The 17,186-nt window shown below is 41.3% G+C and carries 13 protein-coding genes and 1 pseudogene; all 14 read left to right on the top strand.

Annotation, left to right across the window (positions count from 1 at the left end):
* Window positions 1-83 precede the first annotated feature (83 nt).
* On the top strand, window positions 84-1,214 hold the full coding sequence (locus tag H6B15_RS10490) for a glycosyltransferase family 1 protein (RefSeq protein ID WP_345941974.1): 1,131 nt from the start codon (window positions 84-86) through the stop codon (window positions 1,212-1,214).
* Between the two features lie 270 nt (window positions 1,215-1,484).
* Entirely contained in the window at window positions 1,485-2,663 is a 1,179-nt protein-coding gene (locus H6B15_RS10485; RefSeq protein ID WP_204647936.1) for a glycosyltransferase, read from the top strand.
* A gap of 293 nt (window positions 2,664-2,956) precedes the next feature.
* Window positions 2,957-3,220: pseudogene (locus H6B15_RS15865) on the top strand (acyltransferase); the annotation flags it as partial.
* Entirely contained in the window at window positions 3,220-4,377 is a 1,158-nt protein-coding gene (locus H6B15_RS10475) for a hypothetical protein (protein WP_204647934.1), read from the top strand. The pseudogene H6B15_RS15865 and the gene H6B15_RS10475, both read left to right, overlap by 1 nt.
* Window positions 4,370-5,395, top strand: a complete 1,026-nt coding sequence (locus H6B15_RS10470; RefSeq protein ID WP_204647933.1) for a glycosyltransferase family 2 protein — start codon at window positions 4,370-4,372, stop codon at window positions 5,393-5,395. Before H6B15_RS10475 ends, H6B15_RS10470 begins: the two co-directional genes overlap by 8 nt.
* A gap of 56 nt (window positions 5,396-5,451) precedes the next feature.
* Window positions 5,452-6,609: a polysaccharide pyruvyl transferase family protein gene (locus tag H6B15_RS10465; protein WP_204647932.1), complete on the top strand. Its 1,158-nt coding sequence runs from the start codon at window positions 5,452-5,454 to the stop codon at window positions 6,607-6,609.
* Window positions 6,610-6,735: 126 nt separating this feature from the next.
* A complete protein-coding gene (locus H6B15_RS10460; RefSeq protein ID WP_204647931.1) occupies window positions 6,736-8,238 on the top strand; it encodes a polysaccharide biosynthesis C-terminal domain-containing protein in 1,503 nt (500 codons plus the stop codon).
* The gene (locus H6B15_RS10455) at window positions 8,235-9,983 is read left to right on the top strand and encodes a thiamine pyrophosphate-binding protein (RefSeq protein ID WP_204647930.1); all 1,749 of its coding nucleotides are present in this window, start codon (window positions 8,235-8,237) and stop codon (window positions 9,981-9,983) included. Before H6B15_RS10460 ends, H6B15_RS10455 begins: the two co-directional genes overlap by 4 nt.
* Window position 9,984: 1 nt before the next feature.
* Window positions 9,985-10,830 (top strand): SDR family NAD(P)-dependent oxidoreductase, encoded by an 846-nt coding sequence (locus H6B15_RS10450; protein WP_204647929.1) that lies wholly within the window; start codon window positions 9,985-9,987, stop codon window positions 10,828-10,830.
* Window positions 10,831-11,581: 751 nt separating this feature from the next.
* Window positions 11,582-12,205: a VanZ family protein gene (locus tag H6B15_RS10445; RefSeq protein ID WP_204647928.1), complete on the top strand. Its 624-nt coding sequence runs from the start codon at window positions 11,582-11,584 to the stop codon at window positions 12,203-12,205.
* A gap of 544 nt (window positions 12,206-12,749) precedes the next feature.
* Window positions 12,750-14,288, top strand: coding sequence for an IS21 family transposase (istA, locus tag H6B15_RS10440; protein ID WP_204647927.1), 1,539 nt, complete (start codon window positions 12,750-12,752; stop codon window positions 14,286-14,288).
* A gap of 2 nt (window positions 14,289-14,290) precedes the next feature.
* A complete protein-coding gene (locus tag H6B15_RS10435; protein ID WP_243424373.1) occupies window positions 14,291-14,728 on the top strand; it encodes an ATP-binding protein in 438 nt (145 codons plus the stop codon).
* Window positions 14,729-14,835: 107 nt separating this feature from the next.
* Window positions 14,836-16,386: an IS21 family transposase gene (gene istA, locus H6B15_RS10430; protein ID WP_204647926.1), complete on the top strand. Its 1,551-nt coding sequence runs from the start codon at window positions 14,836-14,838 to the stop codon at window positions 16,384-16,386.
* Window positions 16,386-17,168, top strand: coding sequence for an ATP-binding protein (locus H6B15_RS10425; RefSeq protein ID WP_087182772.1), 783 nt, complete (start codon window positions 16,386-16,388; stop codon window positions 17,166-17,168). The genes istA (H6B15_RS10430) and H6B15_RS10425 overlap by 1 nt, the downstream gene beginning before the upstream one ends.
* Window positions 17,169-17,186: the final 18 nt, after the last annotated feature.

Genomic DNA, 17,186 nt, shown 5'->3' with positions numbered 1-17,186 from the left:
CGATTGGCGAAAGCAATAGAAGAAAAATTGGTCTCGCATAAGAAAATACAAATGATAAAAAGCGTATGCACGAAAAATAAGTAGTGTCTAGAGCATTGAAAATGGGGGAGGAACTCTTGATTAGGGTATTACAATGTGTTAATGATATGCATCGCGCAGGGCTGGAAACGATGCTTATGAATTATTATCGACATATTGATAGAAATAAAATCCAATTCGACTTCCTTACACATCGTCCATATCGAAGTGATTACGATGATGAAATCGAAGCACTGGGTGGAAGAATTTACTATGCACCGAGGCTGTATCCTCAGAATTTTCCTAAATATTTTAGATATATGAGGGATTTTTTTAAAGAACATCCAGAATACAAAATTGTACATTCTCACATTGATTCCATGAGTTTTTTGCCGTTACTTGCAGCAAAAAAGGCTGGTGTTCCCGTACGTATTGCCCATAGCCATAATACCTCCATCGATAGAGATATGAAGTACTTTCTTAAACAGTATTTTCGATTTCAAATACCAAAAGTGGCTAATTATTTTTGCGCTTGCGGAAAAGAAGCGGGAGAGTTTCTTTTTGGAAGTAAAAAATTTCAATATATACCAAATGCTATCGAAGTGGACAGATTCCTATATGATCCCAATGTGAGAGAAAAAAAGCGGAGGAATTTAGGATGGGATGGACACTATATTATCGGGCATGTTGGAAGATTATCGTATCAAAAAAATCACGATTATCTAGTCAAAATATTTAAGGAAATTAGTATGCAGGATGACAGTGCGTTGCTTGTACTTATTGGTGTCGGAGAAAAAGAAGAAGAAATTAGAAAATTGATAGAAAAATTAGGATTAACTAAAAGGGTTGTGATGTTGGGCAACCGAAGTGATGTGAATGAATTGTACCAGGCAATGGATGTTTTTGTTATGCCGTCTTTTTTTGAGGGAATACCGGTTGTTGGTATAGAGGCTCAGTTCGCTGGATTGCCATGTGTTTTCTCTGATAAAGTTCCTAAGCAAGTAAAATTTGCAGAGAATGTAAAATTCATTTCTCTCAAGGAATCAGAAAAAGAATGGGCTAGGAATATCATGGAGTACAAGGGATTTCATCGAAAGGCAGACCCAGAACTTGCGCTAAATAGCGAGTATAATATAAAAAATGCCTGTTTGTTGTTAGAAAATTATTATATGAGTTTTTATGGAGAAAAAACTTGAATAATATTGCTATTATCACATGACATGCAAGAGAAATCATGACTTTTTATTGTGTATAAAGCATTTCAGACTGATTGTGTTAAAAAAGTAAGTAAATGATTAGATGATTTTGGGCTCAATAATGAATTGATTAACAAGAAAAAATGGGCAAATTGTAATTCGGGTTATATAGTTTATCTAGTTAATACAGAACATGATTAGAAACCGTTTAATGGATTGAAGAATGAGTAAGCAATTCAGAGATAAGATTCGTAAAGCTTATCAGGTAGGGTGGCCACAGTAATTAGAATGTTTCGCTTTAGAAGGCGTTTCATACGGGTCAAATCATTAGAAAAACTAATAAGAGAGGACAAATCAATGGGGAGCGTTTTACACATTTTATCTGGCGGAACTGTTGGCGGTATAGAAGTTTTGTGCGAAGGGTATGCAAAGTACTCAAAAAATAAAAATGTCTTTGTTTTTTTATGGAATGATGGTGTAATCCGTCAAGAAATGGAAAACGAAGGGGCTGTTGCCATCTCGTTAAATGCATCAAAACGAGATTTCATAAGACCATTTTTGCGTTTGTGTTCTATATGCAAAGATTATCAAGTAAAGACTGTGGTTGTGCATCACTCGGCACCGATTGCACATCTATATTTAATGATGTTGAAGATCAAATATCCATATTTAAAAACTGTAGGATATGCGCACTCGCATGCCCATGATATGTGCCCGGCTGAAAAACGATTCCTTTGGATCAGAAAAAAAATTATATCATGCTCATTGAAATCCGCAACAAAAGTAATTGCAATTTCGAATTGTGTTAAAGACAGCTGCGAGGCTTACTTTGGGACACCAAAAAATAAAATTGAAGTTGTTTATAATGGTGTAGATGTGGCTCAGTTTGTGCCAACTATTGCACATCAGCAAACAGAAAAGTGTGCGGAGCTAATTTATGTCGGAAGGCTTATAGAACCTAAAGGCGTGCAGAACACATTAAAAGCACTGGCATTGCTTCCGAAAAATATAGAATATGAGTTTAAAATAGTAGGAGATGGCCCGTATCGAAATCAGTTGGAATCGTTAGTAAAGGAAAAAAATCTATCGAACGTTCATTTTTTGGGCGAACGTAGAGACGTTATTGAACTTCTACATTCTGCAGAATATTTTATCCATATCCCTGAATGGGAAGAAGGATTCGGTATAACAATCGTTGAAGCTATGGCCGCAGGGATGGTTTGTATTTGTGGAATGCATGGAGCGATACCTGAAATTATAACAACAGAGGAAAATGGATTCCTTGTACCCAATGATACTCAACAAATTGCGGACAGCTTAATAACAATATTTAACAAAAGCGATGAAGAAAAAAATATGATAAAAGAAAACGCAAGAAAACGGGCCCTAGACTTTTCAATTCAAACGTTTTCGGAGCGGTTAGATGCAATTTTACGGCCAGAGGAGTAGTTAAGATGAAAAGATTTCTTTTGATTTTAAGACTGTTATTGTTGGGAGATGGCGAAAAACGTGCAAAATATTTAAAAAAACATAATATTTTACATGCTATCGGGAACGATGTGCTTTATCAGCCGTTTAAAATTCCTAGTGAGCCATATCTTCTTTCCATTGGAAATAATGTAAATGTTAGTGCTAATGTCAATTTTATTACACATGATGTCATTCAAACAATGTTAAAAAGAAGCGGAAAGTATCAAGTTCGCGAAGAAAATCTTTTCTACATGGGCAAGATTGTGGTCCATGATAATGTGGTAATTGGATCCGATTCTACGATTCTTTATGATGTTGAGATCGGACCAGATGCAATCGTTGCAGCAGGTAGTGTAGTTACAAAAGATGTCCCGCCGGGAAGTATCGTTGGGGGGGTACCGGCAAAGGTGATTGGGACAGTAGATAATTTGGCGAAAAAGAGATATAAATCTATGGTAGGAAGACCACATAATCATATGCCCATGGAAATCATTAACCAATTTTTTTGGGGTGATACTAATAACAAAAGTAGGTAATGCAAGGTATGAGAATAGATAGTCTGCAACTTCGAAAGCCTACAACAGTTTTTGATTTTGCAATAATACTAATGATATGCAAAGTTACATTTTCGCTTTCCTCGATTGTCCCATATAGTGAGTCTGTAGATTTGCTTCTTTCAATTTTATCGGCGGGGTTATTTGCCTTGTGTATCTTAAGAGAGCGATATAGTAACAAAATATTGCTTGTTTATGCAATAATAAGCATTGTGGTTTTATTTAGTGTAATAAAAACAGGAAACTACGGATTTTTGATTACTGTTATTGCCTGTTTTGCAGCGAGAACCAGAAATTTTGATCGAATGATTAAAACAATCTATCAATATGAACTATTATTAATGGTTCTGCATACCATAGCGGCACTCATCCTTGCTTTAGTGGGCGAAATTGATTTGTTTATATTTGATAGAGGGCAGCTTCGAGCAACATTTGGCTTTGGTAACCCGAATACGTTCTCGGTATATATATTTAATTTGATTTTGATGTGGCTTTGGTTGAATTTTAAAAAAATAAATACCTCTCAATTACTTTTAACAGGATGTTTTGGACTAGTCATAGTTCTCATGACAAAAACAAGAACTATGTTGATTGATATCATAGTTTTGCTCTTTTTATGCTATTTATTTCGTTTTTCGTGGTTTGATAAGATCTCGAGTTTTATTGCCAAAATTTGCATACCGATTTTATTCGCGTTTATATGGGGAACAGTACTTTTATATCAAAGAGGATCAATGATAGCCTATGTAATTGATAGTTTATTAAACGCACGAATTAAATTGGGCGCATTCGCGCTGGATCATTTTGGAATATCTATTTTAGGGCAATATTTATTAGACTTTCAGATTGTATGGGATGAGACTTGGGGGCTCAATAACTTTACATTTGACTGTATATACACTTATCTTATGGTTAACCAGGGTGTAATATGGTTGATTTTGCTTGCTTTTATTTTTTACAAGCTGGCAAAGCTGAATTCGGGAAAAGTCAATATATTTCTTATTGTTTGGGCCCTGTATGGAGTTACAGAAGTGCATGGCTTAAATGGATTTTTGTGCATGCCGATATTTTTAAGTGCGTTTGTTTTTAAATCTATGGGCAGTAAAATAATCAAAGGAACGGAGGTTCCGAATGATTAGTATAATCGTTCCTATTTATAATGCTGAAAAATGGCTAAAGCAATGTATAAATAGCGTTTTGAAGCAAACCGATGTGGAGTTTGAATTGCTTCTTATTGATGATGGTTCTACAGATAAAAGTGCGGAAATATGTTATTCCTTTTCTCAGAATGACGCAAGGATACGTTATTTCAAGAAACAAAACGGAGGCGTTTCCCAAACTAGAAATTTTGGAATAGAGCATGCTGCCGGAGATTGGATTACTTTTTTGGATTCCGATGATTATTTGGAAGAAGGAATTCTATCAAAAGCGGAAAAATTGGCGACTAGCAATCTTAAATCAATGGTTATTTGGAATGCTGCATATATTGCTAATGGGAAGAAAACAAGCAGCCCTGATTTATATGGAGAGAAAATTCGTAGGGAGGAAATTGTTGCTGCGACAATCTATGAGTGTTATGGGCGAATTTTTTTGGGATATTTTTTCCGGGCTGTTTGGGGAAAACTCTTCAATAAAAATATAATTTTAGAGAACAATATACGATTTGACGAATCATTGTATTTGGGAGAAGATGCAAAGTTTCTTTTACAATATATTCATTATATAGATAGCATTTGTATATTGAATGAATGCGGATATAATTATCGTTTGCAACCTCAATCTGCAGTGCATAGATATAAAAATGATTTATTGGAGCAATCTCGCCGACAACTTAAGATGATTAAAGGGGAGGCAATGTTGTACCCTCAGGATGAGTGTATTAATACTGCAATCATATCATTTCTGTGGGGGACCTTTAATGCATTGGTTGCGAATGAATGGTTACAGCGAGAAGACCGGTTGTCATTTCACGAGGCAATTCTTTGGTATCAAGAGAATAAGCAGGATTTTACAATGGAAAAAATTAAACCAAAACAAATGAGTAAATTTTTGCGCTTAGAAATGTATGCTAGTCGGATGCTTCCAATTCATATTATATCTAAAATGTCTTTTGCATATAATAAAAACCGATATAGAAAAAATGTGAAACAAGGCTAAAATTATATCACGGGTACTATTACTTCAATAAGGTTGAACGAAGGAAAAACTATGATGTGTATTATGTGGATGTGAAAGGGATGAAAGTAAGAATGAGAGTGGGTTTATTAACATTTCATCGTGCATATAATTATGGGGCAGTTCTTCAATGCTATGCATTAAATTATACATTAAATAAACTTGGCTATGAATGTAAAGTTATTGACTACTGGCCAGATTATTTTAAAAATAATTATTATATTACGAAGAAATTCTCTTTTAGACATCCGCCGGTCAAAACGTGGTTACGACATATTCGAGTATCGCGTATATTGAAAAGAAGAAATAAGAATTTTGAGAAATTTATACAGAATTATATTTTAATTACTGAAAAAACCTTCGAGACACATGAACAATTGCTAAATGGGAAAATACCCTTTGATATATTTGTTACTGGTAGTGATCAGGTATGGCACAACCGTTGTGCTGAATTTGATCCGGTATATTTTTTGGCGTTGGAATGTTTTAAAAGTAAGCCAAGATTCTCTTACGCGGCAAGTTTTGGAATGCAGCAAGTTCCCACTGATTTAAGAGATGAGTACATTAAAAGATTACAAGGCTATAGAAAATATTCTGTACGTGAAAAAAGTGGGCAGGTTATACTCAAAGATCTTTTAAACGTCAATGCAAATGTTAATTGTGATCCAACATTGTTATTAAGCAGAGAAGAATGGAAAAAAATTGAAGATCAGAATATGCCAATTAGTAATCCCTATGTTTTAGTTTATTATGTCAAAAAAACAAAAAGGCTACAAGATAAAGCATATGAGTTCGCCAAAAAACACAATTGTGATGTTATTTGTGTTGCCTGCAATATGGAGGTCTCTGCTTTACGTGGACAAGCAGAAAAGAAACGTGGATTTATAATCAAGAATGATGTGGCTCCATCTGATTTTATACAACTTGTAGATAATGCTAAAATGGTGTTTACTAATTCTTTTCATGGGACAATTTTTAGTTTGATCTTTAAAAAAGACTGTTTCCTTGAACTTAAACATTTAGACGGGAGTTTTAATAACCGAGTAATAGAATTATTAGAAAGTCTTTCGTTCCAAAACATTAAAGGCGAAGATGAGCTGGAGCTACAGTCCGAAAAAGTCGACTGGAATACAGTTGAAAAAGCTTGGGCAGATTTAAGAGATCACGCATTAGATTATTTAAAAAGCATGGCTTAATATTTGGTTTGGATATAGTTTTGTTGCTCTTATCCTTATTGAGAAAAACATAAGGCATCTCTAAAAATGTTGACCGATAGATAAACTGAGTTAAATTTATAAAATATTCTATGTGAGAGGATATAAGTGAAAGAATCAAAACTGTTAAAAAATGTAATATTTGGCTTTGGTGGGCAATTTTTGGTCCTTGCTTTGGGGATTATAGTTCCAAGAATTGTAATCTCAAGCTATGGATCTGATGTAAATGGCCTAATGAGCACCGTAACACAGGTCTTTACATATATGGCTCTTCTTGAAGCAGGAATTGGGCAAGCAGCGCGAAACGCTTTGTTTAAACCACTTTCAGAAGGCGATACAGAGGGAATCAATTGTGTCTGTTCCGTATCCAGAAGATACTTTCGAAAAATAACACTATATTATGGCGCTATTGTAGTTGTACTCTCGCTGGGGCTCCCATTTGTTTTGAAATCCAATGTTGGCTTTTTTACAATTTTTCTTGTAGTACTATTAGAAGGATTGTCTGGTGTTATTTCGTTTTATTATATTGAAACACAAACCATTATTCTCAATGCAGATGGTAGAGGTTACATTAATAATGGAGTCAATGTTGCCAATAAGATCTCAGTATATTTAGCAAAAATTTTTATGGCAGCTGCTGGGTTAAACATTGCTTTTCTTCAGTTTGCCTGTTTTTTAATTACAGTTGCCAAGGTGATTTTTTATCGAATATATTTTGAAAAGAATTATTCGTGGATAGATTATAATGCAGCATCTCCCAATGTAAAACTGAAAGATAGGAATTCTTATATAATAACGGAAATCACATGGACAATTTTTTCTTCAACAGACTTGGTTGTCCTATCGATTTTTGTGAGTACACAGCTGGCCAGTGTATATTCTGTATATAATATGGTATTCAGTAGTCTCAGCGTGCTGTTGAATGCAGTGTATACTGGGGTTGGATATATATTAGGACAAACCTATCATGAAGATATTCGAAAGTATTGTAAAATTCATGATTGCTTTAATTCTGTATTTGTTGGTGGAATGACAATGCTTATGTGCGTTGCCTATGTTTTAATTATTCCATTTATTAAGTTATATACAAAGGGTATTTTTGATGTTAATTATATATACCCCCTTTTGCCTGTTTTGTTTGCTTTAGTAAATATTCTATCTTGGAGTAGGTATGTTGCAGGGAACTTAATTGGTGTGGCTGGACATATTCGTGAAGCTCAAGTAATGAATATTTTGGAAGCGGCCATAAATATCGTTTTTTCTATTATCCTTGTTAGACGATTCTCAATTACTGGTGTTCTGATAGCAACAGTGGTAGCACTACCATTAAAGGTTGTATACTGCAACTATATGGCAGATAGAGTGATTCTCCAGCGGTCTAGTAGAAAAACCATTCTAATTCTGGGACTAAATTATTTACTATTCACGGCGACAGTGCTCATTGAAAAGAAAATTGAAATTCAAGTCGATAACTATATGGATCTTATAATATGGGGATGTCTTCTGTCGATGGTAGTTGGAATTGTTGGAATAGCTGTAAATATTATGGTTAATCCAGAGTGCATGAGACTGGTAACAGAAAAGATAAAAGAGAGGAAATACCAAAAATGACACACTTCTACACAGCCGAAAAGAATTTCCAGATGTTAATTTCATTATTAAAACAGCACGATATTAATACAGTAATTGCGAGTCCGGGTACTACAAATGTTGCATTTGTTGCAAGCATTCAGTTTGATCCTTATTTTAAAGTATATTCTGCACCTGATGAACGTTCGGCGGCTTATATGGCATGTGGGTATGCTGCCGAGTCAGGCAAGCCTGTAGTTCTAACCTGTACAGGTGCTACGGCATCTCGCAACTATATTCCTGGATTGACAGAAGCATATTATCGTAAATTGCCGGTTATTGCAGTCACTAGTACGAGACATGCAGGATACATTGGACAATTAACACCACAAGCTATTGACAGAACTGCTGTTTTAAAGGATGTAGTAAGACTCAGTGTACAAGTGCCATCGGTCCTGTCAGAAGAAGATGCATGGAACTGTAACCTCCGAATAAATGAAGCTCTTTTGGCAGTAAAAGAGAATCTTGGACCGGTTCATATCAACATTGTGGCGGAGATCAATAATTCTTTTGATGTGAGTGAAATTCCAGAAGCCAGAGTGATTAAACGTTTCTTTGCGCAGGATAATCTTCCAGCTATTCATGCGCCAAAAGTGGGAATTTTTATTGGAAATCATGCTCCATTTGAACATGAGACAATAGAAGCGATTCAAAAGTTTTGTGAGAAATACAACGGTTGTGTGTTATGTGATCATACAAGTAACTATAATGGAAAATATTCTGTGGAATATAATCTGATCTCAGATCAAAAAGCATTTCATGCAGACACAAGTCATATGGAACTTTTGATTGATCTGGGAGAGGTTTCGGGTTCCTATATGCAGCTCTTTCCCTTAGAAGTATGGAGAGTCAGTGAAGATGGTGCAATCCAGGATAGATTTAAGAAACTAAGCAATGTGTTCCAAATGGACGAGAAAACATTTTTTAAATCTTATTGTGAAATGTCTGAAAATGACTCTAGCAATACGCAGTATTATCAGAGCTGTAAATTACTCTATGATAATATCTTAAATCAAATCCCAGAGTTGCCGTTCTCGAATATTTGGATAGCTAAAACGCTTAGCAAACAACTTCCTCAAGGAGCGATACTTCATCTTGGAATTTTGAATAGTCTTCGCAGCTGGAACTTCTTTGAAGTTGATCAATCTATTAGGTGTTACTCTAATACCGGCGGATTTGGAATTGATGGCATATTGTCTACGTTACTCGGAGTTTCACTCGCAGATCCAGAAAAACTCAACTTCTGTGTTTTGGGCGACCTTGCATTTTTTTATGATATGAATTCTTTAGGTAATCATAATATTGGCAACAATATTCGGATACTGTTAATTAATAATGGCGTTGGCACAGAGTTTAAAAATTATAGCCATTTAGCGTATCAATTTGGGGAAGCGGCTGATGATTATATTGCAGCAGCTGGACATTATGGAAATAAATCGAAAAAACTAGTTAAACATTATGCGGAAGATTTGGGGTTTGAATATCTTTGCGCTTCTTCTAAAGAGGAATTTTTGGAATCAGCAGACAAGTTCCTTCACGAAACAAAAGATAAACCAATTGTTTTCGAGGTATTTACATCGTCCGATGAAGAAAGTGACGCATTGAAAGAGATGAATTATATTTTGAGGAGTCCTTTGACTGCTGCAGATTTGACAAAATATGCTGCAAAAACGGTTCTTGGTGAGAAAAGGTTGAAAAAGATAAAAAACATTATAAGGGGTAAATAAAATGTCTCTTAGATTGTATTTAAAGAGAGTTTTTAAATGGGTTTTTTCAGGTATTCCAATTCAAAAAACAACAGTAGTTGTTAAACAAATTGTCCCTAATGAATTACTGAAGGGAAGAAATATTGTTGTCACAGGCGGAAGCAAAGGATTGGGAAAAGAAATTGCCAAGAAATGCGCTGCAGAAGGCGCAAAAGTTATTATTTGTGGACGAAATGAAGAAAGTTTGAAACAAGTAGCAGATATGCTAGGCCGCAATGTTTCTTACCTTGTATTGGATGTAAATTGCATAACGAAGTTTGATGCTTTTTTTGATCAAGCAGAGAGTATATTTGGCGGAAAGGTCGATTCACTTGTAAGCAATGCCGGAATTTCTTTGCATGAGGGAAATTTTCGTAATGTTAAGGAGTCAGATTGGGACAAGCAATTTAATACCAATTTAAAAGGAAACTATTTCTTAGTACAATCCTTTATTAGGTATCTTGAAAAGCATGATGATAGAACTGGAAATATTATTGTTATTACTTCTGAACGTGCAAAAAGGCCGGATGATATTCCCTATGGTTTAACCAAGATTGCGTCTAGTAGTTTTATTCAGTGCATTGCACGAAAGGTAATCTCAGAGGGAATTAGAATTAATGGCGTGGGGCCTGGAGTTACGGCAACTGATATGACAGGCATTTCTAAAGAAAACAATATGTATTCAGACATGCAGGCAGGAAATCGATACTTTATACCAGAAGAAGTGGCTGAAGTAGTTAACTTTTTGTTATGCGATGCATCTGCGTGTATTTCGGGAGAAATCATCACTTGTGATCAGGGAAGCTATATTGTCCCTTGGCAGGCGTAAGTGCGGTAATTGAACCTTTTTGACATGGAATAAAGGTTTTCGATCTATGATTTTGCCTTTAGATAAAAGTAAAGGCTATGGAAAGGTAATGAGGCCGTCTGAAGCATATTCTTCCAATAGTTGTGCGAAGGTAGCTTTAGCGGTGCGAAAATCATTGATGATGAGAATGGACTTCGCATGACAAAATTGTGGCCAAAGTGTTTTTCGGTGGCAAATATCAACTGGGAACGACCTACTTCGTGTTTCGTAATACTTTCGCTTTAGAGCAAAACTGTCTAGACAAGATTTCTAAAGTAATTTCTGCTTAGAATGGCAAGAATGTCGTTCAGGAGAAAGCTAGCAACATAATCGAGGGAACGTTAAGGCTGTTGGAAAAGCATTAGAGGATGGTTGTAAGGAGATCCTTGTCTACTATAATTTTCTAAGTAGACGTTTGTAATATTATTGAGAGATTAAATAGGGAAATCTATCGCCATATCCTTGTGGCGGTAAGTCTCAAGGAGGATTTTGCTCTTTTGCTGGTTTGCACTTGCACTATGTGGTGATGCCCAGTGGGGTAACATGAATCATCTGGAAACAACTCTTGAAAATGATACCGTTACTGACCGATGTCATTCAATACTAGGGGTACAAACCAACTTACGAAAAAAACTCAATTCTATCTTGGACTGACTAGAGAATTATAGAACGGTTGCGATAAATTTTATCCTAGCCCAAAAACTCGCGAAAAGATATTACAGAATAATAAAATATGGAAGCATTATTGGAGATTCTAAAGAAAGTCATAACCAATGTCTTAACAGCGATTTACGAGCCTTTTGGATTTGCGTTGCTGTTGGCGTTTTTGGCGCAGTTTGTTTACCTGTATGCCTATCATCCTTTAAACACGGGAAAGGGCTGGAAAGAGGCGTTAAGAACATGGGTTATTGAGTTTAGAACCAATTGCTTTTTCAGAAAGTTATTTCTTTTGGCTTTCTTTTCAGCTATGATCCTGTTCCGGACACTCTTGAACCGGAATCTCTGGCTTAATCCGTTATCGGATGTTATGGGAGGCTGGGGCATATGGAAAGTTTCGTCGGATGGAACTAAGGAACTGACAACAGAGTGCTTCGAGAATATAATCCTGATGTTTCCTTTTACGGCCTTGCTCATGTGGACCACGAAGGAAAAGCTGGTAAAAGTTGTTTCTCTGAAAAGTCTTGCGATTAAAAGTGCAGAGGCCGCCTTTTTCTTTTCCTTGACCATCGAATTTTTGCAGCTTTTCCTGCGAGTGGGTACATTCCAGTTATCAGACTTGTTCTACAATACCCTAGGCGGTCTTTTGGGCGGCGTAGCTTATTGGGTCGCGTGGAAGGTCCGCCATTCTATTCGTTGAAAAACAGAGACTTATCCGATATCAAACAACATAGTCACTCAATTCCCAAAACTCAAATTTTAATTGCTAAGATTTTCTACCTATCTTGGCAATTTTTTGTTGTATAAGTCGTTACTATTCGGGTCGGGAGAAACTAACCTTCAAGTGTCGGGCGTTCGAGACCAAATTTAGTCGGAAAAGATAAAGCCACTACCGATGCTCTTTTAAATCCTGTACACTGGAAAGTGCCAACAACCCAGTGGAAAGGAATAGCGATGAAAGAGCAAAATGGTAATGGCTTTGCACCAAGTATAGCACAAGCCATAGAAGAAATGAAGGCGTTCCAGGGAGACTCCTTTTCCCTGGAACGTATCAACTTGGCCGAATTAGAACGACGAACCGGCGTATCTCGTAGCAGATGAATACGCCGCCCCAAGATGGACAGCTTAACCGGCCACGTCAGACACCCTAACCGCTCAAATCAGACACCCACACCGCCGGTCAGACACCCCTGTATAATGGAAGTGCATCGCAAGATGTAATCTAAATTACAGGAGGAAATTTCATGACCAACTATAAGGAGATTCTCCGTCTTCACAGTCTGGGAATCAACAACACTCGCATCGCAGAAAGCTGCGGCTGTGCGCGGAGCACTGTCATAGCAGCTCTGCAACGTGCCAGAGAGCAGGATCTTTCCTGGAGCAAGATCAAGAACTACAGCACAGAAGAAGTTGCTCGGAAATTGTATCCTTCCACTGCGCTGGGCCAACAATACAAGATGCCAGACTACGAGTGGGCGCACCGAGAGATGCAGAAGAGCGGCGTCACCCTGAGCCTTCTGTGGGTGGAATACTGCGAGCAGTGTCGTCAAAGCGGCGAGCTGCCCTACAAATCCACCCAGTTCAACAAGTATTATGCGGACTATATCCACAAAACCAAAGCTACCATGCATCTGGAACACAAGCCTGGTGAAACCATGCAGGTGGACTGGGCTGGCCAGACGGCAGCTCTGGTGGACACAGACACCGGGGAGCGGCTGGAAGCATATCTGTTTGTAGCGGTGCTGCCATACAGCGGCTATGCATACACAGAGGCCTTTCTGGATATGAAGCAGGAGGCCTGGATCACCGGCCATGTCAACGCCTACCGGTATTTTGGCGGAGTCACCCGCATCCTCACACCGGACAACCTCAAGACCGGTGTGGTCAAGAATTCCCGGACAGAGACTGTGCTCAACAAGTCCTACCAGGAGATGGCGGAGCACTATGGCATCGCTATTCTTCCAGCCCGTCCCCGCAGCCCCAAAGACAAAGCCTTTGTAGAGGGATCCGTTGGCGTGGTCTCTACCTGGATCTTGGCTGCTCTGCGCAACCGCAAGTTTCTGTCCCTCACGGAACTGAATCAGGCAATCCGTGAGAAGCTGGAAGCCTTTAACCATAAGCCTTTCCAAAAACGTGAGGGTAGCCGGGCGTCCTGCTTTGAGGACGAGAAGCTGTTTCTGCTGCCTCTTCCTGCTACGCCGTTTGAGCTGGCTGTTTGGAAGGTCGCCACTGTCCAGTACAATTACCATATCAGTGTGGAGCGCATGAACTACTCCGTGCCGTATGAGTATATCAAGCAGCAAGTGAATGTGCGCCTTACCCGGACCACAGTAGAAATCTTCTTCTCTGGTACCCGAATTGCCTCTCACCTGCGTCTCCATGGCCGTCCCAATCAGTACAGCACGGTGGAGGACCACATGCCGCCGGACCACCAGACCTACCTGCAATGGAACGGCGAGCGTTTCATCCGCTGGGCGGAACAGATTGGCCAGCACACCGCTGCTGTGGTGCGGGTTTTCCTCTCCGCCCACAAGGTGGAGCAGCAGGGCTACAAGTCCTGCATGGCCCTGCTGAAACTGGCGGATCGCTATTCCCCTCAGCGGCTGGAGAGCGCCTGCCGGAAAGCTCTCTCTTACACCACTTCCCCCAGCCTGAAAAGCGTCCAGTCCATTCTGAAATCCGGGCAGGACAAGCTGCTGGATAAGAATGCTCCGGCCAAGCCGGAAGAGCCCAAAGCCCATAAGTTTACCAGGGGCGCCGGCTATTACAAGAGGGGGGAATGACCATGCTGAGCAATGAAACGGTACGAAAATTGCATGAAATGCGCCTGGGCGCCATGGCGGAGGCCTTCTCCGCCCAACTGGAGGATGCGCAGTTCCAAGCGGTGTCCTTTGAGGATCGCTTTGCCATGCTGGTAGACGCAGAGTGGAGTGCCCGAAAAAGCAACCGTCTAACCCGGCTCATCCGCAACGCTGGCTACGCGGATCCCGCCGCCTGTGTCGAGAATATTGAGTACCACCCGGAACGAAGGCTGGACCGGGAGCAGATCCTGCGCCTGGCTTCCTGCACCTACCTCCAGGAAGCACACAATGTCATCATTTTGGGAGCCACTGGAGCCGGAAAGACTTATTTAGCCTGCGCCCTTGGCATGGCTGCCAGCCGCAGCTTTTATTCCGTCCGGTGCAAAAATCGCCATCCCAGCCCCATCTGCACGCAGTTTTAGCACCACCTTGCCGGAGTTTTAGCCCCACTTTCACGCACTGAAGCCCCAAAACCTTATAATTGGTTTAGCACAGCCAAGCTGTGACTAAATCAATTGGAGGTTTCGTAATGACAAATTATCGGGAGATCTTGCGGTTAAGCAGTCTTCAGTACAGCCAGCGAACCATTGAATCAATGGCACACTGTTCCAGACATACGGTGCGAGATGTACTGCAGGCAGCAAAGGAACAAGGCATATCCTGGCCCCTCTCCGACGATGTCGCCAATGCCGATCTGGAACAGCTTCTCTTTCCGAACAGGCACAAAGCATCCAGTCAATATGCTGAGCCCGACTATCCGTACATCCACCGCGAACAGGCACGGTCGGGCGTGACCCTGACGCTGCTGTGGGAAGAATACTGCGCGAAGTGTCAGGAGGCGGGCAAAAGGCCGTACATGAGTACTCAGTTTGGCGAGCGGTACCGCCGCTGGGCACGCATTACAAAAGCGACCATGCGCATCCAGCACAAGTCGGGAGATGCCATGCAGGTAGATTGGGCCGGAGATACCATTCCCATCCAGGACCCGGTTACCGGGGAACAAAGTGCCGCTTATTTGTTTGTTGCCGTTTTGCCCTGCAGCTACTACACCTATGCGGAAGCCTGCGACGACATGAAAACCGAGAACTGGCTGAACTGCCATGTCCACGCTTTTGACTTCTTCGGCGGTGTTGCACGGCTGCTGATCCCTGACAACTGCAAAACGGCCACGCTGTCCAACACCCGGTACGATGTGATTCTGAACCGCAGTTACCAGGAACTGGCTGAGCATTACGGTACCGCAATCGTACCGGCACGTGTCCGCAAGCCGAAGGACAAGAGTCCGGCAGAGGCATCCGTCCGCTTTGCCGAAACATGGATCGTGGCCGCTCTACGCGACCGCAAATTCTTTTCTTTGCGGGAATTGAATGAGGCAGTTGCTGAAAAGCTGGATGAGTTGAACAGCCGCCCGTTCAAGCAGATGGCTGGCTGCCGCCGAAGTGCCTATCTGGAAGAAGAGAAGCCCTATATGCTGCCGCTGCCGGTCAGTGCGTTTGAACCGGCCGTCTGGTCGGTTGCCAAGGTCGCCAACGACTATCTTGTTACGGATGGCAGGAACAAGTATTCTGTTCCCTATAACTTGATTGGCGAGCGCGTGGACATCCGCGTGACTAAAACAACGGTAGAGGTATTCTACCACGGCAGCCGTGTAGCCAGCCACCGCCGGCTGCAGACCCGGCAGCGTGATCCGCTGGTGAAGCGCGAGCATATGCCGCCGGAGCACCAGAAATATCTCACCTACAACGCTGACGAGTTCAGCCGCTGGGCGATGTCGGTCGGTCCTATGACCGAGAAGGTAGCCGAACACTTCCTGAAGTCCGGTAAGGCCGCCGAGCAGGGCTACAAGGCCTGCGCTGGTCTGACCAAACTGGAACAGCGGTACGGCAAACAGCGGCTGGAGGCAGCCTGCGGCAAAACTCTGGCGTACAGCACCACGCCCTCGCTGCGCACCATTGCCAGCATTCTGAAAAATGACCTGGACAAGCCGGACAAGGCCGAGAGCCAACTGTCGCAGCCCAAAGCCAATAGCTACGGCATTACCCGCGGCGCGGCCTACTTCCGGAAGGGAGGTGACCGCTGATGCTGAACCAGGCAACGATGGATATGCTCACGGCAATGAAGATGACCGCTATGGCAGCGGAGTTCGCCAACCAGTTGAAAGACCCCACGTTCAATGAACTGGGCTTCGAGGAGCGCCTGGGCTTGCTGGTAAATGCGGAATGGAACCGACGCCAGAGCAACAAACTGAACAGATTTATCCGCAACGCGCGCTTCGCCGTGCCGTCTGCCACTGTAGAAGGCATTGAATACCACGAGGACCGAAAGCTGGACAAGGCACAGATGCTGCGGTTTGCCACCTGCCAGTACATTGACGAAGGCCACCACATTATCCTCAAGGGAGCCTCTGGCAACGGCAAGACTTACATCGCCTGTGCCCTGGGCAATGCCGCCTGCCGCCGTTTCAAGAAGGTGCAGTACATCCGTATGCCAGAGCTGCTGGACGAACTGAGCATTGCCCGCAGTGGTGGAACACTGAAAAAGGTGCTTGAATCGTACAAGAAGAAAGACCTGCTGATTCTGGACGAATGGCTGATTCGTCCGCTGTCCCCGCAAGAATCCTATGATATGCTGGAAATTGTGGAGGCGCGGTGCCACAAGTCTACGATCTTTTGCACGCAGTACGAATCTGAGGGTTGGTACACCAGGATTGATCCCAACCCGGAATCTGACAGCCCCGTTTCAGAAGCCATTATGGACCGCATTATCCACAACGCTTATGAGGTTCTGGTGGATGGCCGAGTCTCGATGCGGGAACGCAAGGGCTTGAAGGCCACTCGGGAAGGCGGTGGCCAGGATGTGTGACCGCCCATATCTTTGCGA

Origin of the sequence: Gemmiger formicilis, assembly GCF_016900095.1 — a bacterium.
Taxonomy (GTDB): Bacteria; Bacillota; Clostridia; order Oscillospirales; family Ruminococcaceae; genus Gemmiger; species Gemmiger formicilis_A.
The sequence above is the reverse complement of the archived record's forward strand: the minus strand, read 5'-3'. Positions and strand labels throughout refer to the sequence as shown.